36 protein-coding genes are annotated in these 22,513 nt (G+C 61.4%); 33 read left to right on the forward strand and 3 right to left on the reverse strand.

The features are described 5' to 3' along the window. The 33 genes from QZ471_RS00005 to QZ471_RS00165 all read left to right on the forward strand — a co-directional run. Positions 1-179 (forward strand): hypothetical protein (locus tag QZ471_RS00005; RefSeq protein ID WP_078451779.1); only part of this gene is annotated, 179 nt, incomplete at its 5' end. A gap of 172 nt (positions 180-351) precedes the next feature. Next, positions 352-663, forward strand: a complete 312-nt coding sequence (gene rpsJ, locus QZ471_RS00010) for a 30S ribosomal protein S10 (protein ID WP_003243886.1) — start codon at positions 352-354, stop codon at positions 661-663. Between the two features lie 84 nt (positions 664-747). Then, positions 748-1,383: a 50S ribosomal protein L3 gene (gene rplC, locus QZ471_RS00015; RefSeq protein ID WP_007161251.1), complete on the forward strand. Its 636-nt coding sequence runs from the start codon at positions 748-750 to the stop codon at positions 1,381-1,383. Positions 1,384-1,396: 13 nt separating this feature from the next. Then, positions 1,397-1,999: a 50S ribosomal protein L4 gene (gene rplD / locus QZ471_RS00020; RefSeq protein ID WP_017640279.1), complete on the forward strand. Its 603-nt coding sequence runs from the start codon at positions 1,397-1,399 to the stop codon at positions 1,997-1,999. Then, positions 1,996-2,295, forward strand: coding sequence for a 50S ribosomal protein L23 (gene rplW / locus QZ471_RS00025; protein ID WP_007161249.1), 300 nt, complete (start codon positions 1,996-1,998; stop codon positions 2,293-2,295). Before rplD ends, rplW begins: the two co-directional genes overlap by 4 nt. 12 nt (positions 2,296-2,307) lie before the next feature. Further along, positions 2,308-3,129, forward strand: coding sequence for a 50S ribosomal protein L2 (gene rplB, locus QZ471_RS00030; protein ID WP_059232154.1), 822 nt, complete (start codon positions 2,308-2,310; stop codon positions 3,127-3,129). 18 nt (positions 3,130-3,147) lie between these two features. Further along, on the forward strand, positions 3,148-3,423 hold the full coding sequence (rpsS, locus tag QZ471_RS00035) for a 30S ribosomal protein S19 (protein WP_007161247.1): 276 nt from the start codon (positions 3,148-3,150) through the stop codon (positions 3,421-3,423). A 12-nt stretch (positions 3,424-3,435) separates the two neighbouring features. Beyond that, positions 3,436-3,768 (forward strand): 50S ribosomal protein L22, encoded by a 333-nt coding sequence (rplV, locus tag QZ471_RS00040; RefSeq protein ID WP_007161246.1) that lies wholly within the window; start codon positions 3,436-3,438, stop codon positions 3,766-3,768. A 13-nt stretch (positions 3,769-3,781) separates the two neighbouring features. Then, positions 3,782-4,471: a 30S ribosomal protein S3 gene (rpsC, locus tag QZ471_RS00045; protein WP_007161245.1), complete on the forward strand. Its 690-nt coding sequence runs from the start codon at positions 3,782-3,784 to the stop codon at positions 4,469-4,471. 12 nt (positions 4,472-4,483) lie between these two features. Continuing rightward, complete coding sequence (gene rplP / locus QZ471_RS00050; protein WP_017640282.1) at positions 4,484-4,897, forward strand: 50S ribosomal protein L16; 414 nt, start codon at positions 4,484-4,486, stop codon at positions 4,895-4,897. Further along, positions 4,897-5,088 (forward strand): 50S ribosomal protein L29, encoded by a 192-nt coding sequence (gene rpmC / locus QZ471_RS00055; RefSeq protein ID WP_059232153.1) that lies wholly within the window; start codon positions 4,897-4,899, stop codon positions 5,086-5,088. Before rplP ends, rpmC begins: the two co-directional genes overlap by 1 nt. 2 nt (positions 5,089-5,090) lie before the next feature. Further along, the gene (rpsQ, locus tag QZ471_RS00060; protein ID WP_007161242.1) at positions 5,091-5,357 is read left to right on the forward strand and encodes a 30S ribosomal protein S17; all 267 of its coding nucleotides are present in this window, start codon (positions 5,091-5,093) and stop codon (positions 5,355-5,357) included. Between the two features lie 12 nt (positions 5,358-5,369). Then, entirely contained in the window at positions 5,370-5,738 is a 369-nt protein-coding gene (rplN, locus tag QZ471_RS00065) for a 50S ribosomal protein L14 (RefSeq protein ID WP_007161241.1), read from the forward strand. Positions 5,739-5,750: 12 nt separating this feature from the next. Then, complete coding sequence (gene rplX, locus QZ471_RS00070; protein WP_017640283.1) at positions 5,751-6,065, forward strand: 50S ribosomal protein L24; 315 nt, start codon at positions 5,751-5,753, stop codon at positions 6,063-6,065. A gap of 19 nt (positions 6,066-6,084) precedes the next feature. After that, positions 6,085-6,624, forward strand: a complete 540-nt coding sequence (rplE, locus tag QZ471_RS00075; protein WP_007161239.1) for a 50S ribosomal protein L5 — start codon at positions 6,085-6,087, stop codon at positions 6,622-6,624. 13 nt (positions 6,625-6,637) lie between these two features. Continuing rightward, positions 6,638-6,943: a 30S ribosomal protein S14 gene (rpsN, locus tag QZ471_RS00080; protein WP_295460217.1), complete on the forward strand. Its 306-nt coding sequence runs from the start codon at positions 6,638-6,640 to the stop codon at positions 6,941-6,943. A gap of 161 nt (positions 6,944-7,104) precedes the next feature. Continuing rightward, entirely contained in the window at positions 7,105-7,497 is a 393-nt protein-coding gene (rpsH, locus tag QZ471_RS00085) for a 30S ribosomal protein S8 (protein ID WP_059232151.1), read from the forward strand. An 11-nt stretch (positions 7,498-7,508) separates the two neighbouring features. Further along, positions 7,509-8,042: a 50S ribosomal protein L6 gene (gene rplF, locus QZ471_RS00090; RefSeq protein WP_295460218.1), complete on the forward strand. Its 534-nt coding sequence runs from the start codon at positions 7,509-7,511 to the stop codon at positions 8,040-8,042. Positions 8,043-8,052: 10 nt separating this feature from the next. Then, the gene (rplR, locus tag QZ471_RS00095; protein ID WP_007161235.1) at positions 8,053-8,403 is read left to right on the forward strand and encodes a 50S ribosomal protein L18; all 351 of its coding nucleotides are present in this window, start codon (positions 8,053-8,055) and stop codon (positions 8,401-8,403) included. 3 nt (positions 8,404-8,406) lie between these two features. Then, complete coding sequence (gene rpsE / locus QZ471_RS00100) at positions 8,407-8,907, forward strand: 30S ribosomal protein S5 (protein WP_058760892.1); 501 nt, start codon at positions 8,407-8,409, stop codon at positions 8,905-8,907. A gap of 2 nt (positions 8,908-8,909) precedes the next feature. After that, the gene (gene rpmD / locus QZ471_RS00105; RefSeq protein WP_007161233.1) at positions 8,910-9,092 is read left to right on the forward strand and encodes a 50S ribosomal protein L30; all 183 of its coding nucleotides are present in this window, start codon (positions 8,910-8,912) and stop codon (positions 9,090-9,092) included. 3 nt (positions 9,093-9,095) lie between these two features. Then, entirely contained in the window at positions 9,096-9,530 is a 435-nt protein-coding gene (gene rplO / locus QZ471_RS00110; protein WP_007161232.1) for a 50S ribosomal protein L15, read from the forward strand. Continuing rightward, positions 9,531-10,862: a preprotein translocase subunit SecY gene (secY, locus tag QZ471_RS00115; RefSeq protein WP_295460220.1), complete on the forward strand. Its 1,332-nt coding sequence runs from the start codon at positions 9,531-9,533 to the stop codon at positions 10,860-10,862. It begins immediately after the preceding gene. Positions 10,863-10,892: 30 nt separating this feature from the next. Further along, a complete protein-coding gene (gene rpmJ, locus QZ471_RS00120; RefSeq protein ID WP_002555468.1) occupies positions 10,893-11,009 on the forward strand; it encodes a 50S ribosomal protein L36 in 117 nt (38 codons plus the stop codon). A gap of 130 nt (positions 11,010-11,139) precedes the next feature. Further along, the gene (rpsM, locus tag QZ471_RS00125; RefSeq protein WP_059232148.1) at positions 11,140-11,496 is read left to right on the forward strand and encodes a 30S ribosomal protein S13; all 357 of its coding nucleotides are present in this window, start codon (positions 11,140-11,142) and stop codon (positions 11,494-11,496) included. Between the two features lie 30 nt (positions 11,497-11,526). Next, positions 11,527-11,916 carry a 30S ribosomal protein S11 gene (gene rpsK, locus QZ471_RS00130; protein WP_003281811.1) on the forward strand — a complete coding sequence of 130 codons (390 nt, stop codon included), beginning with the start codon at positions 11,527-11,529 and terminating at the stop codon, positions 11,914-11,916. A 16-nt stretch (positions 11,917-11,932) separates the two neighbouring features. Further along, positions 11,933-12,553, forward strand: coding sequence for a 30S ribosomal protein S4 (rpsD, locus tag QZ471_RS00135; protein ID WP_059232147.1), 621 nt, complete (start codon positions 11,933-11,935; stop codon positions 12,551-12,553). 22 nt (positions 12,554-12,575) lie between these two features. After that, the gene (rpoA, locus tag QZ471_RS00140; RefSeq protein WP_027599182.1) at positions 12,576-13,577 is read left to right on the forward strand and encodes a DNA-directed RNA polymerase subunit alpha; all 1,002 of its coding nucleotides are present in this window, start codon (positions 12,576-12,578) and stop codon (positions 13,575-13,577) included. Between the two features lie 44 nt (positions 13,578-13,621). Then, on the forward strand, positions 13,622-14,011 hold the full coding sequence (gene rplQ, locus QZ471_RS00145; RefSeq protein ID WP_007161227.1) for a 50S ribosomal protein L17: 390 nt from the start codon (positions 13,622-13,624) through the stop codon (positions 14,009-14,011). Positions 14,012-14,203: 192 nt separating this feature from the next. Beyond that, the gene (locus QZ471_RS00150) at positions 14,204-15,661 is read left to right on the forward strand and encodes a catalase (RefSeq protein ID WP_295460229.1); all 1,458 of its coding nucleotides are present in this window, start codon (positions 14,204-14,206) and stop codon (positions 15,659-15,661) included. 160 nt (positions 15,662-15,821) lie between these two features. After that, the gene (yccS, locus tag QZ471_RS00155) at positions 15,822-18,011 is read left to right on the forward strand and encodes a YccS family putative transporter (RefSeq protein ID WP_295460231.1); all 2,190 of its coding nucleotides are present in this window, start codon (positions 15,822-15,824) and stop codon (positions 18,009-18,011) included. 87 nt (positions 18,012-18,098) lie between these two features. Next, positions 18,099-18,998: a sugar nucleotide-binding protein gene (locus tag QZ471_RS00160; protein ID WP_295460232.1), complete on the forward strand. Its 900-nt coding sequence runs from the start codon at positions 18,099-18,101 to the stop codon at positions 18,996-18,998. Continuing rightward, positions 18,991-19,920 (forward strand): NAD-dependent epimerase/dehydratase family protein, encoded by a 930-nt coding sequence (locus tag QZ471_RS00165; RefSeq protein ID WP_295460233.1) that lies wholly within the window; start codon positions 18,991-18,993, stop codon positions 19,918-19,920. Before QZ471_RS00160 ends, QZ471_RS00165 begins: the two co-directional genes overlap by 8 nt. 44 nt (positions 19,921-19,964) lie before the next feature. Here the strand turns inward: QZ471_RS00165 and QZ471_RS00170 are convergent, their stop codons facing one another. The 3 genes from QZ471_RS00170 to QZ471_RS00180 form a co-directional block, all read right to left on the reverse strand. Beyond that, entirely contained in the window at positions 19,965-20,654 is a 690-nt protein-coding gene (locus tag QZ471_RS00170) for an OmpW family outer membrane protein (protein WP_295460234.1), read from the reverse strand. A 97-nt stretch (positions 20,655-20,751) separates the two neighbouring features. Further along, entirely contained in the window at positions 20,752-21,246 is a 495-nt protein-coding gene (locus QZ471_RS00175; protein ID WP_295460236.1) for a DUF3299 domain-containing protein, read from the reverse strand. A 13-nt stretch (positions 21,247-21,259) separates the two neighbouring features. Next, a complete protein-coding gene (locus QZ471_RS00180) occupies positions 21,260-22,513 on the reverse strand; it encodes an ABC transporter permease (RefSeq protein ID WP_295460237.1) in 1,254 nt (417 codons plus the stop codon).

A 22,513-nucleotide genomic window follows, 5' to 3' on the forward strand; every position in this document is an offset into this window, starting at 1 on the left:
CTGACGTGACCGGTAACTGCGAACTGCCGGAAGGCGTCGAGATGGTGATGCCGGGCGACAACATCAAAATGGTTGTCACCCTGATCGCTCCGATCGCCATGGAAGACGGTCTGCGTTTCGCCATCCGTGAAGGCGGTCGTACCGTCGGCGCCGGCGTGGTTGCCAAGATCATCGAGTAATCGGTTGATCTGAAACGGAAAAAAGGCCCTTCGGGGCCTTTTTTCTTGCCTTGCGAAATTGACAGATGGCAAAAGAGGCGTTCTTGACAGGCGTGAGCGACATCCTTAGAATTGCGCCTCCTTTAATCGGGCACCTTTTTGCCCGAGGGGAAAGCTTGGAGTCTGAGGTCAAATGCAAAATCAACAAATCCGTATTCGGTTGAAGGCTTTTGATCATCGCCTGATCGATCAATCCACCCAGGAAATCGTGGAAACCGCGAAACGTACTGGTGCTCAGGTGCGTGGTCCGATTCCTCTGCCTACCCGCAAGGAACGTTACACAGTGCTGATTTCTCCGCACGTCAACAAGGATGCTCGTGACCAGTACGAAATTCGTACCCACAAGCGCGTGCTCGACATCGTTCAGCCCACCGACAAGACCGTCGATGCGCTGATGAAGCTCGATCTCGCCGCTGGCGTTGAAGTGCAAATCAGCCTCGGCTGAGACCGTCAAGGTTTCAGTCGTGTAACGCTCTGAAATGGGCGGCCATAGCGGGTGAAAGCCCCGTACACTCAAGAGGTTCTCAACATGACGATTGGTTTAGTCGGTCGTAAATGCGGCATGACCCGCGTTTTCACCGAAGAAGGCGTTTCCGTTCCGGTTACGGTCATTGAGATCGAGCCGAATCGTGTAACCCAATTCAAAAGCGAAGAAACCGATGGCTACCGCGCCATTCAGGTGACCGTGGGCGAGCGTCGTGCTTCCCGCGTGACCAAGGCGCAAGCCGGTCACTTCGCCAAGGCCAGCGTTGCTGCTGGTCGTAGCGTCCTCGAATTCCGCCTGGAAGACGGTGAGTACAAGGCAGGTGACGAAGTCACTGTCGCCCTGTTCGAAGCCGGTCAGATGGTTGATGTCACTGGTCAGTCCAAAGGTAAGGGCTACGCCGGTACCATCAAGCGCTGGAACTTCCGTGGTCAGGACAACACCCACGGTAACTCCGTTTCCCACCGTGCACCTGGTTCCATCGGCCAGTGCCAGACTCCTGGTCGTGTGTTCAAGGGCAAGAAAATGTCCGGTCACCTGGGTGCGGAGCGTGTAACCGTTCAGTCGCTGGAAGTCGTGCGTGTAGACGCCGAGCGCAACCTGCTGCTGGTCAAGGGTGCCGTCCCCGGCGCGCCGGGTGGTGACGTGATCGTGCGTCCCGCTGTCAAGGCCCGTGGTTGAGAGGAGAGAGAACATGCAACTCAATGTGAATGGCTCTCAAGCTATCGAAGTCTCCGAGCACACCTTCGGCGGTGAATTCAACGAGACCCTGGTTCACCAGGCAGTCGTGGCCTACATGGCTGGCGGTCGTCAGGGCACCCGTGCCCAGAAGACCCGTTCCGAAGTTCGTGGTGGCGGCAAGAAGCCCTGGCGTCAGAAGGGCAGCGGTCGTGCCCGTGCCGGTACCATCCGCAGCCCCATCTGGCGTTCCGGTGGCGTGGCTTTCGCAGCCAAGCCCCAGGATCACAGCCAGAAGCTGAACAAGAAGATGTACCGCGCTGCCCTGCGCTCCATCCTCGCCGAGCTGGTCCGTCTGGACCGTCTGGTCGTGGTTGACGACTTCGCCGTCGACGCGCCCAAGACCAAGACCCTGGTCAGCAAGCTGGACGGTCTGGGCCTGAGCGACGTGCTGATCGTGACCGACGCTGTCGACCAGAACCTGTATCTGGCCGCCCGCAACCTGCCTTTCGTCGATGTGCGTGATGTCCAGGGTTCTGACCCGGTCAGCCTGATCGCCTACGACAAGGTGCTGGTCACTGTGTCCGCCGTGAAGAAATTCGAGGAGCTGCTGGCATGAACCAGGAACGCGTATTCAAAGTGCTGCTTGGCCCGCACATCTCCGAGAAGGCCACCATGCTGGCGGACAGCCAGAAGCAGTTCGTATTCAAGGTTGCCACCGATGCAACCAAGCTGGAAATCAAGAAGGCCGTCGAGCAGCTGTTCGAGGTCAAGGTTCGCAGCGTCAGCACCCTGAACGTCCAGGGCAAGACCAAGCGCACCGCTCGTGGTCTGGGCAAGCGTAACGACTGGAAAAAAGCGTACATCGCTCTCCAGCCGGGCCAGGATCTCGACTTTTCCAGCAGCGCCGAGTAATCAGGGGGCATCATGGCAATCGTAAAATGCAAGCCGACCTCCGCTGGCCGCCGCTTTGTGGTCAAGGTGGTCAACGCTGATCTGCACAAGGGCGCTCCTTACGCTCCTTTGCTGGAGAAGAAGAGCAAGTCCGGCGGCCGTAACAACAACGGTCGTATCACCACTCGCCACATCGGCGGTGGTCACAAGCAGCACTATCGTCTGGTCGATTTTCGTCGCAACAAGGATGGCATCCCTGCCGTCGTTGAGCGTATCGAATACGATCCGAACCGTACCGCGCACATCGCTCTGCTGAAGTACGCCGACGGCGAGCGTCGCTACATCATCGCCCCCAAGGGCGTTGCTGCTGGTGATCAGCTCATGTCCGGCGCTGGCGCTCCCATCAAGGCCGGCAACAACCTCCCGCTGCGTAACGTACCGGTCGGTAGCACCATCCACGGCATCGAACTGAAGCCGGGCAAAGGCGCTCAGATCGCTCGTTCCGCCGGTACCTCCGCTCAGCTGGTCGCCCGTGAAGGCGCCTACGTCACCGTGCGTCTGCGTAGCGGTGAAATGCGCAAGGTGCTGTCCGAGTGCCGCGCTACCCTGGGCGAAGTGTCCAACGGCGAGCACAGCCTGCGTTCGCTGGGTAAGGCCGGTGCCACTCGCTGGCGTGGTGTGCGTCCGACCGTTCGTGGTGTCGCCATGAACCCGGTTGATCACCCGCATGGTGGTGGTGAGGGTCGTACTTCCGGTGGCCGTCATCCGGTTTCGCCATGGGGCGTCAAGACCAAGGGTCTCAAGACGCGCTCCAACAAGCGTACCGACAAGATGATTGTCCGTCGCGGCAAGTAATCAGTAGAGGATTCGACTGTGCCCCGTTCTCTGAAGAAAGGTCCTTTTATCGATCTTCACCTGTTGAAGAAGATCGAAGTCGCGGTGGAAAAGAACGAACGCAAACCGATCAAGACCTGGTCGCGTCGTTCGATGATCCTGCCGCAAATGGTCGGCCTGACCATCGCTGTGCACAACGGTCGTCAACATGTCCCCGTTCTGGTGAACGAAGACATGGTCGGCCACAAACTCGGCGAGTTCGCTGCTACCCGCACCTATCGCGGTCATGCGGCTGACAAGAAAGCCAAGCGTTAAGGGGTAAGGAAGATGGAAGTAGCCGCTAAGCTGTCGGGCGCTCGTATCTCCGCCCAGAAAGCCCGCTTGGTCGCCGACCAGATTCGCGGGAAGAAGGTGGGCGAAGCGCTCAACCTGTTGACTTTCAGCAGCAAGAAAGCCGCTGAAATCATGAAGAAGGTGCTCGAGTCGGCCGTGGCCAACGCCGAGCACAATGAAGGCGCCGACGTGGACGACCTCAAGGTTTCCACCGTCTTCGTAAACGAAGGTCGTTCGCTCAAGCGCATCATGCCGCGTGCCAAAGGTCGTGCTGATCGCATCGTGAAGCGGTCTTGCCATATCACGGTCAAGGTTGCGGACAAGTAACGGAGTCGATCAGATGGGTCAGAAAGTACATCCCAATGGCATTCGCCTGGGCATCGTCAAGGAGCACACCTCGGTCTGGTACGCGGATAAGCGCACTTATGCGGACTATCTGCTGGCCGACCTGAAGGTTCGTGAGTACCTCCAGGACAAACTAAAAAGCGCGTCCGTAAGCCGTATCGATATTCATCGTCCGGCTCAAACCGCACGCATCACCATCCACACCGCCCGTCCCGGTATCGTGATCGGCAAGAAGGGTGAGGATGTCGAGAAGCTGCGTCAGGACCTGACCGCAAGAATGGGTGTGCCCGTGCACATCAACATCGAAGAGATCCGCAAGCCGGAGCTCGACGGTGCCCTGGTTGCGCAGAGCGTTGCGCAGCAGCTTGAGCGTCGTGTGATGTTCCGTCGCGCCATGAAGCGCGCCGTACAGAACGCGATCCGCATTGGTGCCAAGGGCATCAAGATTCAGGTGAGCGGTCGTCTGGGCGGCGCGGAAATCGCCCGTACCGAGTGGTATCGCGAAGGTCGTGTGCCCCTGCACACCCTGCGTGCCGACATCGACTACGCCACTGCGGAAGCCCACACCACCTACGGTGTGATCGGTGTGAAGGTTTGGATCTTCAAAGGTGAGGTCATTGGTGGCCGCCAGGAAGAACTGAAGCCCGTCGCCCCGGCTCCGCGCAAAAAAGCTGCTGCTAAGTAAGGAGTACGCAACATGCTGCAACCCAAGCGTACAAAATTCCGCAAGCAGATGACCGGCCACAACCGTGGTCTGGCTCATCGTGGTAGCAAGGTCAGCTTCGGCGAGTACGCGCTGAAGGCTGTCGGCCGTGGCCGTCTGACCGCTCGCCAGATCGAATCCGCACGTCGTGCGCTGACCCGTCACGTGAAGCGTGGCGGCAAGATCTGGATCCGCGTCTTCCCTGACAAGCCTGTCACCAAGAAGCCTCTCGAAGTGCGGATGGGTAAAGGTAAGGGTAGTGTCGAGTACTGGGTAGCCCAGATCCAGCCGGGCAAGGTCCTGTACGAGATCGAGGGTGTTTCCGAGGATCTGGCTCGTCAGGCATTCGCCCTGGCCGCTGCCAAGCTTCCGCTCGAAACCTCCTTTGTTAAGCGGACGGTGATGTGATGAAAGCGAAAGAATTGCGTGAGAAATCCGTAGAGGAGCTGAACGAGCAGCTTCTCAACCTGCTGCGTGACCAGTTCAATCTGCGTATGCAGAAGGCAACTGGCCAGTTGGGTCAGTCTCACATGCTCTCGCAAGTGAAGCGCGACATCGCTCGCGTCAAGACTGTGCTGAACCAGCAAGCAGGTAAGTGATCATGGCTGAAGCTGAAAAAACTGTCCGTACGCTGACCGGCCGAGTGGTCAGCGACAAGATGGACAAAACCGTCACCGTACTGATCGAGCGTCGCGTCAAGCACCCGATCTACGGTAAATACGTGAAGCGTTCCACCAAACTGCACGCCCACGACGAAACCAATCAGTGCCGCATTGGTGACCTGGTCACCATCCGCGAAACCCGCCCCCTGGCCAAGACCAAGGCGTGGACCCTGGTTGACGTCGTCGAGCGCGCCGTTCAGGTATAAGGGTAGAGAGCCATGATCCAGACTCAATCCATGCTTGACGTCGCCGACAACAGCGGCGCTCGTCGCGTGATGTGCATCAAGGTGCTCGGCGGTTCCCACCGCCGTTACGCCGGCATCGGCGACATCATCAAAGTCACCGTCAAGGAAGCAATTCCGCGCGGCAAGGTGAAGAAAGGTCAGGTGATGACCGCTGTCGTCGTGCGTACCAAGCACGGCGTCCGCCGCACCGACGGTTCCATCATCCGCTTCGACGGCAACGCCGCGGTTCTGCTGAACAACAAGCAAGAGCCGATTGGCACCCGTATCTTTGGGCCGGTGACCCGTGAACTTCGCTCTGAGAAGTTCATGAAGATCGTCTCCCTTGCCCCCGAAGTGCTGTAAGGAGTAGCCGACATGCAAAAGATTCGTCGTGACGACGAGGTAATCGTCATTGCCGGCAAGGACAAGGGCAAACGTGGCAAGGTGCTGAAGGTGCTCGCCGACGACCGTCTGGTCGTGGGTGGCGTCAACCTGATCAAGCGCCACACCAAGCCTAACCCCATGCTGGGCGTTCAGGGTGGCATCGTAGAGAAAGAAGCCCCTCTGCATGTCTCCAACGTTGCCATTTTCAACTCCGAGACCAACAAGGCTGACCGCGTTGGTTTCAAAGTCGAAGACGGCAAGAAGATTCGTATCTTCAAGTCGACCCAAAAAGCGGTCCAGGCCTGAAGCTGCTAGGTAGATCACCATGGCACGATTGAAAGAGATTTATCGGAAGGAAATCGCGCCCAAGCTGAAAGAGCAGCTTCAGCTGGGTAACGTGATGGAAGTTCCGCGCATCACCAAGATCACCCTGAACATGGGTCTGGGCGAGGCAGTCGGTGACAAGAAGATCATCGACAACGCTGTAGCCGACCTGGAAAAGATCGCTGGTCAAAAGCCGGTCGTGACTTATGCCCGCAATTCCATTGCTGGCTTTAAGATCCGCGAAGGCTGGCCGATTGGCGTCAAGGTGACCCTGCGTAGCGATCGCATGTACGAATTCCTGGATCGTCTGCTGTCCATCTCCCTGCCGCGCGTGCGTGACTTCCGCGGCCTGAATGCCAAGTCCTTCGATGGTCGTGGCAACTACAGCATGGGCGTGAAAGAGCAGATCATCTTCCCGGAAATCGATTACGACAAGATCGATGCGCTGCGTGGTATGGACATCACCCTGACCACCACCGCTCGTACCGACGAGGAAGGCCGTGCGCTGCTGCGCGCGTTCAACTTCCCGTTCCGTAACTGATTGAGGTCTTCAGATGGCTAAGCAAAGCATGATTAACCGTGAGCTGAAGCGTCAGCAAACGGTTGCCAAGTACGCCAAGAAGCGCGCCGAGCTGAAGGCGACCATCGGTAACGTCAACGCCTCCCCCGAGGACCGTTGGAACGCCCAGGTCGCCCTGCAGAAGCAGCCCCGTGACGCCAGCGCCAGCCGCCTGCGTAACCGCTGCCGCCTGACCGGTCGTCCGCATGGCGTATACCGCAAGTTCGGTCTGTCCCGCATCAAGCTGCGTGAAGCAGCCATGCGCGGTGACGTGCCCGGCCTGGTGAAGGCCAGCTGGTAACAGCGAGCGCCTTTCATCGCGGTAATTGAATCAAGCCCCTTTTGGGGCTTGATTCGTTTCAGGCCGATCACTAGAATGCTCGGCTCGCCCGAATCGGCCTATTGCCGAGGGGTGATTTTGAGAGCCGGAAGGCTCGTTTCTGTATTAGGAGCTAATAGCCCATGAGTATGCAGGACCCGTTAGCAGACATGCTAACTCGTATCCGTAATGCCCAGATGGCTGAAAAGACCGTCGTAAGCATGCCTTCTTCCAAACTGAAGGCAGCCGTTGCCAAAGTCCTCAAGGACGAAGGCTACATCGCGGATTTTCAGGTCAGCGCGGAATCCAAGCCGTTGCTGTCCATCGAGCTGAAGTACTTCGAAGGCAAGCCTGTCATCGAAGAACTCAAGCGTAGCAGCCGTCCCGGTCTGCGCCAGTACAAAGCCGTTGACCAGCTGCCGAAAGTGCGCGGTGGTCTGGGCGTGTCGATCGTTTCCACCAACAAAGGTGTGATGACTGATCGCGCAGCCCGTGCTGCTGGTGTTGGCGGCGAAGTGCTCTGCACAGTCTTCTAAGGGGAATCAGCATGTCTCGCGTTGCTAAAAACCCCGTAAGACTGCCTGCGGGCGTCGAAGTGAATCTGGCCGGTCAGGCTCTTTCGGTCAAGGGTGCCAAGGGCGCTCTGGAGCTGAAGGTGCATCCCTCGGTCGAAGTCATCCAAGAGTCCGGTGAGCTGCGTTTCGCCGCTCGCAATGGCGACCAGCAGACCCGTGCGATGGCCGGCACTACCCGTGCCCTGGTCAATAACATGGTGATCGGCGTCAGCCAGGGCTTCGAGCGCAAGCTGCAACTGGTCGGTGTGGGCTACAAGGCCCAGGCCAAAGGTCAGGTGCTGAACCTCGCTCTGGGCTTCTCTCACCCCGTGGACTACGAACTGCCGCAAGGCATCACCGCAGAAACCCCCAACCAGACCGACATCCTGATCAAGGGTATCGACAAGCAGCTGGTCGGCCAGGTCGCGGCTGAGATTCGTGGTTTCCGTCCGCCGGAGCCTTACAAGGGCAAAGGTGTACGGTACGCCGACGAAGTCGTCCACCGTAAAGAAGCCAAGAAAAAGTAGGGCATAGCAAATGACCGTCAAGAAAGAAACCCGACTGCGTCGCGCTCGCAAGGCTCGCCTGAAGATGCGCGAACTGGAAGTGGTCCGTCTGTGCGTGTACCGCTCTTCCCAGCACATCTATGCTCAGGTCATCGCGGCCGACGGCAGCAAGGTCCTGGCCAGCGCTTCTACGTTGGACAAAGAACTGCGCGAGAGCGCTACCAGCAACGTCGAGGCGGCCAAGAAAGTTGGTCTGCTGGTCGCCGAGCGTGCCAAGGCCGCTGGCGTTACCCAGGTGGCCTTTGATCGTTCTGGCTTCAAGTACCATGGTCGCGTCAAGGCGCTGGCCGACGCTGCTCGTGAAGGCGGGCTGGAGTTCTAAGTCATGGCAAATAACGATCAAAAGCGCGACGAAGGCTACATCGAGAAGCTGGTTCAAGTTAACCGCGTAGCCAAAACCGTGAAAGGCGGCCGTATCTTCGCCTTCACCGCTCTGACCGTGGTTGGCGATGGCAAGGGCCGCGTTGGCTTCGGCCGTGGCAAGGCGCGTGAAGTGCCTGCTGCCATCCAGAAGGCGATGGAAGCTGCTCGCCGCAACATGATCCAGGTGGATCTGAACGGCACCACCCTGCAGTACCCGGTCAAGGCCGCCCACGGCGCCTCCAAGGTGTACATGCAGCCCGCTTCCGAAGGTACCGGCATCATCGCTGGTGGCGCCATGCGTGCCGTCCTGGAAGTCGCTGGTGTGCAGAACGTCCTGGCCAAGTGCTACGGCTCCACCAACCCGGTAAACGTGGTGTACGCGACCTTCGAAGGTCTCAAGCACATGCAGGCGCCGGAAGCTGTTGCTGCCAAGCGTGGCAAGAGCGTCGAGGAGATTCTCTGATCATGGCTAACGCAACCGTCAAGGTCACGCTGATCAAGAGCGTCCATGGCCGTCTGGCCAATCACAAGGCTTGCGTCAAGGGTCTCGGCCTGCGTCGCATCGGTCATACCGTCGAAGTTCAGGATACCCCTGAGAATCGCGGCATGATCAACAAGGCCTACTACCTTCTGCGTGTGGAGGGTTAAGTCATGAAATTGAATGATCTGCGTTCCGCTCCCGGCGCTCGCCGCGAGAAGCTGCGTCCCGGTCGTGGTATCGGTAGCGGCCTGGGCAAGACCGGTGGCCGCGGCCACAAGGGTCTGACCTCCCGCTCCGGCGGCAAGGTTGCCCCGGGCTTCGAGGGCGGCCAGCAGCCGCTGCACCGTCGTCTGCCGAAGTTCGGCTTCGTTTCGCTGAAGGCCCTGGATCGCGCTGAGGTTCGTACCTCCGAGCTGGCCAAGGTTGATGTCGACGTCGTCGATCTGCAGGCGCTGAAAGACGCCAACGTGATCAGCCGCGACATCAAGCGTGTCAAGGTTGTGCTGTCCGGCGACGTTACTCGTGCCGTCACCCTGAAGGGCATTGGTGCCACCAAGGGTGCACGTGCAGCCATCGAAGCAGCTGGCGGCAAGATCGAGGAATAAATGGCTAAGCAAGGTGCTCTCTCTGCGCTCAGCAAGAGCGGTGGTATGTCCGAGCTGTGGACCCGCCTCCGATTCCTGTTTCTGGCGATCATCGTCTACAGGATCGGTGCGCACATCCCTGTTCCGGGTATCAATCCCGATCAGCTGGCCGCACTGTTCAGGCAGAACGAGGGGACCATTCTTAGCCTCTTCAACATGTTCTCCGGCGGTGCGCTGGAGCGGATGAGCATCTTTGCCCTGGGGATCATGCCGTACATCTCGGCATCGATCATCATGCAGCTGCTTACCGCGATCAGCCCGCAGCTGGAGCAATTGAAGAAAGAGGGTGAGTCTGGTCGTCGCAAGATCAGCCAGTACACCCGTTACGGCACGCTGGTTCTGGCGCTCGTTCAGGCCACCGGGATGTCGGTAGGGCTCGCCAGTCAGGGTGTCGCGTTCAGCGTGGGCTTCAGCTTCTATTTCGTCGCTGTCACCACGTTCGTCGCCGGTGCGCTGTTCATGATGTGGCTTGGTGAGCAGATCACCGAGCGCGGTATCGGCAACGGCATCTCGATGCTGATTTTCGCCGGCATCGTCGCGGGCTTGCCTCGCGCCATCGGTCAGTCCTTCGAGTCGGCACGGCAGGGCGATATCAACATCTTCGCGCTGATCATGGTGGGTGTGGTGGCCGTGGCCATCATCGCCTTCGTGGTGTTCATCGAGCGTGGTCAGCGTCGCATCGCGGTGCACTACGCCAAGCGTCAGCAGGGCCGCAAGGTCTTCGCTGCGCAGAACAGCCATCTGCCGCTCAAGGTGAACATGGCTGGGGTTATCCCGGCTATTTTCGCCAGCAGCATTCTGCTGTTCCCGGCATCGCTCGGTTCGTGGTTCGGTCAGTCCGAACGGCTCGGTTGGTTGCAGGACGTGGCTCAGGCCATCGCCCCCGGTCAGCCGCTGAACATCTTGCTGTTTAGTGCAGGGATCATTTTCTTCTGCTTCTTCTATACGGCGCTGATGTTCAACCCCAAGGACGTGGCGGAAAACCTGAAGAAATCCGGAGCGTTCATTCCGGGTATTCGTCCAGGTGAGCAGTCTGCGCGCTACATCGATGGTGTGCTGACCCGGCTGACCATGTTCGGTGCCCTGTACATGACGGCGGTGTGCTTGTTGCCCCAGTTCCTGGTGGTCGCGGCGAACGTGCCGTTCTATCTCGGCGGGACCTCGTTGCTGATCGTGGTGGTTGTGGTCATGGACTTCATGTCCCAGGTCCAGTCCCATCTCGTATCTCATCAATACGAGTCCCTGATGAAGAAAGCCAACCTGAAGGGCTACGGCGGCGGCATGATGCGCTGAGCCGTTACCCGTAAGGTTAGAGGAGTTGTCATGAAAGTTCGTGCATCGGTCAAGAAGCTGTGCCGTAACTGCAAGATCATTCGGCGCGAAGGCGTCGTGCGCGTGATCTGCAGCGCTGAACCGCGTCACAAGCAGCGCCAAGGCTGAGTGTGATTCACGCGTCTAACCCGGCAGCTAGTGTGCTGCCGGGTTGATCATTTGTTCCTACAGCGTTAATATCGCGCGCCCTTTTCTTGGCTTCCGGGGCGTCGGTAGCTGTCAATTGGAGTTTTTCTGAATGGCCCGTATTGCAGGCGTCAACATTCCAGATAACAAGCATACTGTTATCTCGCTGACCTACATCTATGGTGTCGGTCGCACCACCTCTCAGAAGATCTGCGCGGCCACCGGCATCGAGCCGACCGCCAAGATCAAAGAACTGAGCGACGAGCAGGTCGATCAGCTGCGTAACGAGGTCGCCAAAATCCTCACCGAGGGTGACCTGCGCCGCGAAATCAACATGAACATCAAGCGCCTCATGGATCTGGGTTGCTACCGCGGTCTGCGTCACCGCCGTGGTCTGCCGGTCCATGGTCAGCGCACCAAGACCAATGCCCGTACCCGTAAGGGCCCGCGCAAGCCGATCCGCAAGTAATCGCATCCGCGAATCGACAGGAATCTAGTCATGGCAAAACCTGCTGCTCGTCCTCGTAAGAAAGTCAAAAAGACAGTGGTTGATGGCATCGCCCATATCCACGCGTCTTTCAACAACACCATCGTGACCATCACCGATCGTCAGGGCAATGCTCTGTCCTGGGCGACCTCCGGTGGCTCCGGCTTCCGTGGCTCCCGTAAGAGCACTCCGTTCGCTGCCCAGATTGCAGCCGAACGTGCCGGCCAAGCCGCTCTGGAATATGGTCTGAAGAATCTGGACGTGAACGTCAAAGGTCCCGGCCCCGGCCGTGAGTCCGCTGTTCGCGCCCTGAATGCCTGTGGTTACAAGATCGCCAGCATCACCGACGTGACGCCCATCCCGCATAACGGGTGCCGTCCGCCGAAGAAGCGTCGCGTGTAATAGGAGACAGTGAGAAATGGCTCGTTACATTGGTCCCAAGTGCAAACTGTCCCGCCGCGAAGGCACTGACCTCTTCCTGAAGAGCGGCTCCCGTGCCCTCGACTCGAAGTGCAAGCTGGAAACCGTTCCTGGCCAGCATGGTCAGCGTCGCGGTCGTCTGTCCGACTACGGTCTGCAGCTGCGTGAAAAGCAGAAAGTCCGCCGTATCTATGGCGTGCTCGAGCGTCAGTTCGCCGGTTACTACCAGGAAGCTGCCCGTCGCAAGGGCGCAACCGGTGAGAACCTGCTGCAACTGCTCGAATGCCGTCTGGACAACGTGGTGTATCGCATGGGCTTCGGTGCCACTCGCGCGGAATCGCGCCAGCTGGTCTCCCACAAGTCGATCACCGTCAACGGTCAGACCGTCAACATTCCCTCCTATCAGGTCAAGGTCGGCGACGTCGTCGCGGTCCGTGAAAAGGCCAAGAACCAGCTGCGTATCGCTCAAGCTCTCGAGCTGTGCGGCCAGCGTGGCCGGGTTGAGTGGGTCGAAGTGAGCACCGAGAAAAAGGAAGGCACCTTCAAGAGCGTGCCGGCCCGTGGTGATCTCTCCGCCGACATCAACGAAAACCTGATTGTCGAGCTCTACTCCAAGTAAGGGCTAGAAAGTAGGTGCATCCATGCAGAGTTCGGTAAATGAGTTCCTGACCCCCCGCCATATCGATGTGCAGGCGGTTAGTCAGACCCGTGCCAAGATCACCCTCGAGCCTCTCGAGCGTGGTTTCGGCCATACCTTGGGCAACGCGCTGCGGCGTATTCTGTTGTCCTCCATGCCTGGCTGCGCGGTAGTCGAAGCAGAGATCGACGGAGTCCTGCACGAGTACAGCGCCATCGAAGGCGTGCAGGAAGACGTGATCGAGATCCTGCTCAACCTCAAGGGTCTGGCCATCAAGTTGCACGGCCGTGACGAAGTCACCCTGAGTCTGAGCAAGAAAGGTCAGGGGCCAGTTCTGGCCTCCGACATTCAGGTCGATCACGATGTCGAGATCGTCAACGGTGAGCACGTCATTGCCCACCTGGCGGACAACGGTTCGCTGAACATGAAGCTGAAAATCGCCCGCGGTCGTGGCTATGAGCCCGCCGATGCGCGCCAGAGCGAAGAAGACGAGACCCGTGCTATCGGCCGTCTGCAGCTCGACGCTTCGTTCAGTCCGGTTCGTCGCGTGGCGTACGTGGTGGAAAACGCTCGGGTCGAGCAGCGTACCAACCTGGACAAGCTCGTGCTTGACCTGGAAACCAACGGTACTCTGGACCCGGAAGAAGCCATCCGTCGTGCCGCCACCATCCTGCAGCAGCAGCTGGCAGCGTTCGTCGACCTCAAGGGCGACAGCGAGCCGGTCGTGGTCGAGCAGGAAGACGAGATCGATCCGATCCTGCTGCGTCCGGTAGACGATCTGGAACTGACCGTTCGTTCGGCTAACTGCCTCAAGGCGGAGAACATCTACTACATCGGTGACCTGATTCAGCGTACCGAAGTGGAGCTGCTCAAGACCCCGAACCTGGGTAAGAAGTCCCTGACCGAAATCAAGGACGTTCTGGCCTCCCGTGGTCTGTCGCTCGGTATGCGCCTGGACAACTGGCCCCCTGCAAGCCTTAAGAAGGACGACAAGGCTACTGCCTGATCGTCATTGTTCACCGAACGTTAGTTTGGGAAGGAATTTCAATCATGCGTCATCGTAAAAGTGGTCGTCATCTGAGCCGCACGAGCGCACACCGCAAGGCCATGTTCCAGAACATGGCTGTGTCGCTGTTCGAGCACGAGCTGATCAAAACTACCCTGCCGAAAGCCAAGGAACTGCGCCGCGTTGCCGAGCCGCTGATCACCCTGGCCAAGGAAGACAGCGTCGCCAACCGTCGCCTGGCTTTCGACCGTACTCGTTCGAAAGCTGCCGTAGGCAAGCTGTTCAACGACCTGGGTAAGCGCTATGCCAACCGTCCGGGTGGCTACCTGCGTATCCTGAAGTGCGGTTTCCGCGCTGGCGACAATGCGCCCATGGCGTACGTCGAGCTGATCGACCGTCCGGTCGGCGGCACCGTGGAACAAGCTGCTGAATAAGTAGCGCTGTTCTGGAAAAAGCCGGGCTCTTGCCCGGCTTTTTCATGTCTGGCATTTGACTAGAGCTGCGACAGGATCCGTCGGATTGTATTTTCTATCACGATGCTAGGATCAATAAATTAGTCCTAAAGTATTGCCTTGGCGATACTTCTCCCACGCGATCAGCAAGCGTTATTCAAAGGGAGACAGCCTGTGACCGATACCAAGATCCTCACCACCGCCAGTGGCATTCCGGTGGCCGACAACCAGAATTCCCGCACCGCCGGCCCGCGCGGTCCGCTGATGCTTGACGACTTTCATCTGATCGAGAAGCTGGCGCACTTCAACCGCGAAGTCATTCCCGAGCGGCGGGTTCACGCCAAAGGCTCCGCGGCCTATGGCACCTTTACCGTCACCCAGGACATCACCCATCTCTCCACTGCCAAGCTGTTCGCCAGCGTGGGCAAGCAGACCGAGACCCTTTTGCGCTTTTCTACCGTGGGTGGTGAGCGTGGCTCGGCGGATACCGAGCGTGATCCTCGCGGTTTCGCGGTGAAGTTCTATACCGAAGAAGGCAACTGGGACATCGTTGGCAACAACACCCCGGTGTTCTTCATCCGCGATCCGCTGAAGTTTCCGGATTTCATCCATACCCAGAAGCGCGATCCCTGGAGCAACCTGAAGAGCCCGCAGATGATGTGGGATTTCTGGTCGCTGTCGCCGGAGTCGCTGCATCAGGTCACCATCCTGTTCTCTGATCGCGGCATCCCCGATGGCTATCGCTTCATGCATGGCTTCGGCAGCCATACCTTCAGTCTGGTCAATGCCCAGGGCGAGCGGCACTTCGTGAAGTTTCACTTCAAGAGCCAGCAGGGGATCAAGAACCTGGCGCCCGCCGAGGCGGCGCGGCTGGCCGGTACCGATCCGGACTACAGCCAGCGCGACCTGTTCCAGGCCATCGAGCGGGGTGAGTTCCCGCGCTGGACGCTGTGCATCCAGGTGATGAGCGAGCAGGAAGCGGCCAATCGTGCGGAAAACCCCTTCGACGTGACCAAGGTCTGGTCGCAACAGCAGTATCCGCTGCAGGAAGTCGGGGTGCTGGAGCTCAACCGCAATCCGCAGAACTACTTCGCCGAGGTGGAACAGGCCTCCTTCGCCCCGAGCAACGTGGTGCCGGGCGTGGGGCTGTCGCCCGACCGGATGCTGCAGGGCCGGGTGTTCGCCTATGCCGACGCCCAGCGCTATCGGGTGGGCACCAACTACCAGCAGTTGCCGGTCAACGCGCCGCGCTGCCCCTATGCCAACAACCAGCGCGATGGCGCCATGAGATTCGACGGCAATGGCGGCTCGCAGCCGAACTATGAGCCGAACAGCTATGGCCACACGGCCAAGCAGGCGCCGCAGTACCGCGAGCCGGCGCTGAACTTCGCCGGCCCGGCCGATCGCTACGATCATCGGGTGGACGAGGACTACTACAGCCAGGCTGGCGCGCTGTTCCGGTTGATGAATGCCGACCAGCAGGCGCTGCTGATCGGCAACATCGTCGGCGCCCTGGGTTCGGTGACGCGTGACGCGCAGCTGCGGCAGATCGGCCATTTCCTCAAGGCTGATCCCGCCTACGGTATGGGGGTCGCGAAGGGGCTGGGGATAGAGCCCAGCGAAGTCGCCTAAGCGACATCCGAAAAAGGCCCGGCTGATGCCGGGCTTTTTTTCGTCGGTTAAAAAAGTGGCGGAAAGGCTGTCTCGGACGCCGCTTGCGACGTCGCAGTGCTAAGGTTCGCAACAAGCGCGAAAACACGAGGCTACCTCTTCCGTCATGACTCTGTTTGGAATGTCTTTGCGCCAGCTGTGGGCGCATGAGAAGGCCAGCTACGGTGTGCGGGTCTTCATCGCCTTGAGTGGCGCCATGGCTGTCTGCTGGTCGCTGGGCGATCTGCGGGCGCTGTCGCCGGTGTTTCTCGGCATCATCGCCAGTGCCCTGGCGGAGACCGACGACAACTGGGCGGGCCGGATCAAGTCACTGGTGGTGACCTTGCTGTGTTTCGCGGTAGCCGCCTTTTCCGTGGAGCTGCTGTTTCCCTATCCCTGGATCTTCGCGCTGGGCCTGGGCCTGGCCACCTTCAGCCTGACCATGCTGGGGGCTATTGGCGAGCGCTATGCGTCTATCGCTCAGGCCACGGTCATCCTGTCGGTCTACGCCATGATCGGCGTGGATCAGCGCCTCGGTACCCAGATGCCGCTCTGGTACGAACCCGTGCATCTGCTGGCTGGAGCCCTGTGGTACGGCGTGCTGTCGGTGCTCTGGTGCACCCTGTTCGCTCACCAGCCCGTGCGCCAGAGTCTGTACGCCCTCTATGGCGAGCTGGGCATCTTCCTTAAGCTGAAGGCCGAGATGCTCGAGCCGGTGCGCGGCGTCGACCTGCATCAGCGGCGTGTGGTGCTGGCGCAGCAGAATGGCAAGGTGGTGCAGGCGCTGAACCAGGCTAAGGCGACCATCCTCAGCCGTTTCGGCCGCTCGGGACGACCTGGGGCGCGGTCGGGGCGCTACTTCCGGCTGTATTTCATGGCGCAGGACATCCATGAGCGCGCCAGCTCGTCGCACTATCCCTACAGCGCGCTCACCGAGGCTTTCTTTCATAGCGACATCCTGTTTCGCTGCCAGCGCCTGCTCAAGTTACAGGCCGCTGCCTGTTTCAATCTGGGCGAGGCGATCAGGCTCGGCCAGCCCTTCGAGTACGGTCAGCAGAGCCAGCAGGGCCTGACCGACTTGCAGGCGTCGCTGGAGTATCTCAAACAGCAGCAGAATCCGCGTTGGCGGGGCCTGTTGCGCTCCCTGGATCTGCTCGGCCACAACCTATCGACCCTGGAGCGACAGTTCTCCGAGGCTGGCACCAGCGATTCCGGTGCGGCGGATCTCGATACCAGCCTGCTCGATCCTGCGGCGCGCTCCCTGCGCGAAGTGTTTCAGCGCATCCGTCTGCAGCTCACGCCCACCTCGCTGCTGTTTCGCCACGGATTGCGCATGGCGCTGGCTCTGATGGCCGGCTACGGCGTGCTGCATCTGATCCATCCGGTGAACGGTTACTGGATCCTGCTGACCACGGTGTTCGTCTGTCGACCGCAGTACGGCGCCACACGGGTGCGGCTGGTACAGCGGATCGTCGGCACGGTGATCGGGCTGCTGCTGGGCAGCGCCTTGCTGGAGCTGTTTACCCAGCCGGAGATCCAGCTGCTGCTGGCCCTGGTCGCCGGTCTGGTGTTCTTCATCACCCGGACCGATCGCTACACCATCGCCACCGCGGCCATCACCCTGATGGTGCTGTTCTGCTTCAACCAGGTGGGCAATGGCTTCATGCTGATCTGGCCGCGATTGATCGATACGCTGCTCGGCTGCCTGATCGCGGTGCTGGCGGTGTTCTTCATCCTGCCGGACTGGCAAGGACGTCGTCTGCATGTGGTGATGGCCAATACCCTGCGCACCAATGCGCTCTATCTGCGACGGCTGCACGAGCAGTACCGCACTGGCAAGCGGGACGACCTCGACTATCGGGTGGCACGCCGCAATGCGCACAATGCCGATGCCACCCTGTCCGCCGCCCTGGCCAACATGCTGCGCGATCCCGGGCACTTCCGCCGCAACCTGGAGGCGGGTTTCCGCTACCTGGCACTGTCCAATACGCTGCTGGGCTATCTGTCGGCCCTGGGTGCGCATCGACGCCAACTGGAGGCGGCCGAGCACGACGCCCTGGTAGAGCGTGCCGTCACCCGGATCGCCGAGGGCATGGAGGCCATCGCCGCGGCAGTGGCGGAGCGGCGCAGCCTGGCGCCGACGGCCGAGGAGGAGAACCTGCTGGCCGACGAGCTGGAAGCCGCGGCGGATGGGAATGACGATGGCTACCGGCTGGTCTGTACCCAGCTGGCGCTGATTTGCCGTCTGCTGCCCAATCTCAAGAGCGCCGCCAACCATACGTTGCGCGAACAAACCCGCGAAGAGCCGGCGGCGGGGACCGCCGATGCTTGAGCAAGGCTGGCGCGACGCGCTATGTTGATCGATGTGCGTCGAATTTCTCGACGTCTGTTTCTGCTGGTCTGAAGGCTGTTCCAACTCATGCGTATGCGTCTTCTAGTAGTGGGCGGGGAAAGCGCCCTGGGCAAGGCGCTGCTGACCGCCGGTGCCGAAGCCGGCATCGATTTCATCGCGCCCGCGGCACCGGCCGAGGGCTGGTACGCCGCCGAGCTGACCGAGGTCCTGGACCAGGTGCGGCCGGGAGCGGTGATCAATCTCGCCTATTATCACCACTGGCTGCAGGCGGAGAGCTTCGTGCCGGCGCTGATGCAGCGCCAGGCGCTCGCCGTGCAGCGACTGGCCGGGCTCTGCCAGCATTACCAGATTCCCCTGATCCAACCGTCCAGCTATCGGCTTTTCGATGGCTCGCGCGTGGCCGGCTATAGTGAAAAGGATCTTCCGCGACCTCCTGGGGCGCGCGGCGAGGCGCTCTGGCGGGTCGAGCAGCTGGTACGGGCGTTGTGCCCGATGCACATCCTGCTGCGCCTGGGCTGGGTGCTGGACGATTCGCGCGACGGGCGTCTGGGCCGCCTGCTGGGGCAGTTGACGACCGAGCAGGTCGTGCCTCTGGCCAGCGACCGGCGGGGCAACCCGACCACCGTGGACGACGCCGCCCGGGTGCTGCTGGCCATCGTCAAGCAGCTCGACTGCGGAGCGCCGCTGTGGGGGACCTACCACTATGGCGCCCAGGAAGCGGTGTCGGAGCTGGGGTTGGCTGAGACGGTCGCCATGCTCTGGCAGGAGTTCGACCGGCCGGTACGTTGCGAATGGCAGGAGGTGACGCACCTCGAGCGCGCCGATGCCGCGGAAGAGCCACAACAGGGGGTGTTGATCAGTCGCAAGCTGCTCAACACCTTTGGAATCAAGGCGCGGCGCTGGCAGCAGGAGCTGCCGGCGCTGTTGCAGGGCTTTCGGCAGGACGAGGTAGGTTTCCATGAGTGATGCGCCCATTCTGATCACTGGCGGTGCCGGTTTCATCGGCTCCCATCTGGCCGACGCGCTGCTGGCGCAGGGCAGGCGGGTGCGGGTGTTGGACGATCTGAGTACCGGCAAGCGCGAGAATCTGCCGCTGGACGACGAGCGTATCGAACTGCGGGTGGGCGACGTGGCCGATGCCGCTACCCTGGAGGCGGCGGTGGCAGGCTGCGCGGCGGTGGTGCATCTGGCCGCGGTGGCCTCGGTGCAGGCCTCGGTGGAGGACCCGGTCGGGACCCACAGGGCCAACTTCATCGGCACCCTAAATCTGTGCGAGGCCATGCGCAAGGCTGGGATCAAGCGGGTGGTCTACGCCTCCAGCGCAGCGGTCTATGGCGCCAATGGCCAGGGCCAGGCCATCGACGAGGAGTTGCCCAAGGCGCCGCTGACGCCCTATGCGGCGGACAAGCTGGCCGGCGAGTATTACTTCGATTTCTATCGCCGCCAGCACGGCCTGGAGCCGGCGATCTTTCGTTTCTTCAACATATACGGCCCGCGCCAGGATCCCTCGTCGCCCTATTCGGGGGTGATCAGCATCTTCACCGAGCGCGCCCGGCGCCAGACGCCGATCACGGTGTTCGGCGATGGTGAGCAGACCCGCGATTTCGTCTACGTGGCCGATCTGGTGGACATCCTGGTACAGGCGCTGGAGGCGCCCGAGGTGGCGGCCGGGGCGGTGAATGTGGGTCGTGGCGAGACCATCAGCCTGAACGGTCTGCTGGCGGAGATCGGCCAGGTGCTGGGCGGTTTGCCGCAGGTGACCCATGGTGCGGCGCGCTCAGGGGATATCCGCCATTCGAAGGCGGATAACAGTCGGTTGCGCGAGCGCTTCGATTTCAGTCGCCCCACGAGCATGGGGGCGGGCCTGGCGGCCCTGCTGGGAGACTGAACGAAACCGGCGCCGAGAGGCGCCGGTTTTAGTTTGGGCTCGTCTCAGAAGCGATAGCCCAGGCCGACCATGTAGACCCAGGGATCCACGTCCAGATCGACCTTGGCGCGGGCGCCCAGGGCAGTGTTGTCGACGTGGGCGGTGGTGGAGATGTCGAGGTAGCGGATCTGGGCGTTGAGCATCACCCGCTCGGTGAGCATGACATCGGCGCCGACCTGGGCGGCCCAGCCCCAGGAGTTATCGGCGCGGAAGTTGTCGAAGCCGGCCGCGCTGGCGCCGCTGCCAACGTGCTCGTCATAGATCCAGGTGTAGTTGAGGCCGGCGCCGACATAGGGCTGGAACGTCGCCTTGGCGTCCAGCGGGTAGTAGACCAGGCTCAGGGTCGGTGGCAGGTGCTTGAGGCTGCCCAGCTTGCCGTTGGCGGCGTCCAGACCGGTGCCCTTGATGTTGACCTGGTGCTCGAAGGGCGTGGCGGCCAGCAATTCGATGCCGAGGTGGTCGGTGAGCATGTAGGCGAAGTTGAGGCCCAACTGGGTGTCGCTGTCCATGGTCGCCTTGCCGCCGAGGTTGGCGCCGCTCAGGGCGCCCCGGTCGATCTTGACGTCGGAGCTGTGCTCGTGGGGATCCACGGTGATGGCGCCGGCGCGCAGGATGAAATCGCCGGCCTGGTGCGCCTGGGCGAGGGGGGCGGCCAGGGCGAGGGCGAGCAGGCTGAGACGGAAGAGGGGACGCATGGCTAGGGCTCCGAAGGCATTGAAAAAGGGCTGGGAGCAGCCTAGCGAAGCTGAAACGTCAGACTCTTGATCTCGCTCAAGCGTGGGGCAGATCCGCTCAGGAGCCGTCGCCCTTGAGGATATAGGGCTGGATACGCTGGGCCTGCAGCCAGTAGCCGGCGACGGCCACCTCGCTGCGCTGGGTGCCCACGCCGAGACGGCCTTCCACCCAATAGGGCAGGTGCAGCTTGGACAGCCAGAGGTCGTGGCTACCCTTGACGTAGACGATCTGGTTACCCGGCGGCGGTGGTACATGGATGCAGGCGCCGTAGTAGGGCACCAGCAGGAATTCGGTGACCTCGCCCTCCTCGGTGACCATCAGGGGCACCACGTAACCGGGGAGGCGTACTTCCTGGCCGTCCAGCGCGGCCACCGTAGGGGCATCCGGCCAGGGTTGGCTGGCGGCGGGGCCGTCTTCGCCGAGGCCGTGGTCGACGCTGCCGGGATTGAAGCGCGGCGCATCGGCGGGGACCAGTTCGCGCCAAGCGAGCTGGCGGGGATCGGCCTGCACCCAGGGCAGCCAGCAGAGCAACAGCAGGAGCGCCAGGCGCATGGGGAAGCCTCGTCTACAATCGCACGGACAGGCCATCCGTGAGGGCCTGGCGACAACCGCGCCACGCCGGGATGCAGCCGAGCACCAGGGCGGCGAGCAGGATGCCGCCGAGCAGTTGCCCATCGTAGAGCGAGGGCCAGTCCAGCGGCAAGGCTAGGCCGTATTCGGCCAGCAGCCAGGGCCGGCCCAGGGCGATGGCGCCGTAGAGCAACGCCAGGCCGCCCAGGCAGCCGGCCAGGGTGAGAACCAAGGATTCGGCCAGCAGCAGGCCGAACAGGTGGCGCGGCTGGGCGCCCACCGAGCGCAGGATGGCCATCTCCCGCCGTCGCTCGTTGAGGCTGGCGAGCAGGGCGGTGAGCATGCCGACCAGGCCGGTGAGCACCACGCACATCGACATCACCAGCAGTGCCTGTTCCGCGGTGCCGAGCAGGCCCCAGAGTTCCTGTAGGGCCACGCCGGGCAGGATGGCCAGCAAGGGTTCGCCGGTGTAGTCATTGACCGCGCGCTGCACGGCGAAGGTGGCGATCCGGCTCTTGAGACCGACCAGGGCGGCGGTGAGGTCCTTGGGCGTGAGATCGCGCTGGCGCACCTCGGCGTCGCTGAGGGATGGGCCGGGCATGCCGCCGCGCCAGTCCAGGTGCAGGGCGGTCATGCCGGTCAGCGGGATGTGCAGGGTACGGTCGACCGGGGTGCCGGTGGGGGCGAGGATGCCGACCACGGTGAAGGGGTGGTCGCTGTGCTCGGTGAGGCTGATAGTGGCGACGCCATGGGCCAGCACGAGCTTGTCACCCAACCGATAGTGCAGCGCCTTGGCCACTTCGGCGCCCAGCACCACCTCGAAGACGTCGTTGAAAGGTCGGCCCTGGGCCAGCCGCAGCGGTTGGTTGCGCCCGTAGTGATAGTGGGCGAAGTAGTTGCCGTCGGTACCCAGCACCCGGTAGCCGCGGTGGGAGTCGCCGAGGGACAGCGGAATGGTCCAGGCGACGCGGGGATCGGCGGCGAGCTTCTCGTAGCTCTCCCAGCGGATGTTGTTGGTGGCGTTGCCGATGCGGAATACCGAGTAGAGCAGCAGATTGACCGCGCCGGAGCGGGCGCCTACCACCAGGTCGGTGCCGGCGATGGTGCTGGCGAAACTGGCCTTGGCCTCGGTCCGTAACCGCTCGACGCCCAGCAGCAGGGCCACCGAGACGGCGATGGTGAAGACGGTGAGCAGGGCGGTGGCGCGGCGATTGCGCAGGCTGGCCCAGGCCAGTTGCAGGAGGGGCAT

The organism is uncultured Pseudomonas sp. (assembly GCF_913774235.1).
Taxonomy (GTDB): Bacteria; Pseudomonadota; Gammaproteobacteria; order Pseudomonadales; family Pseudomonadaceae; genus Chryseomonas.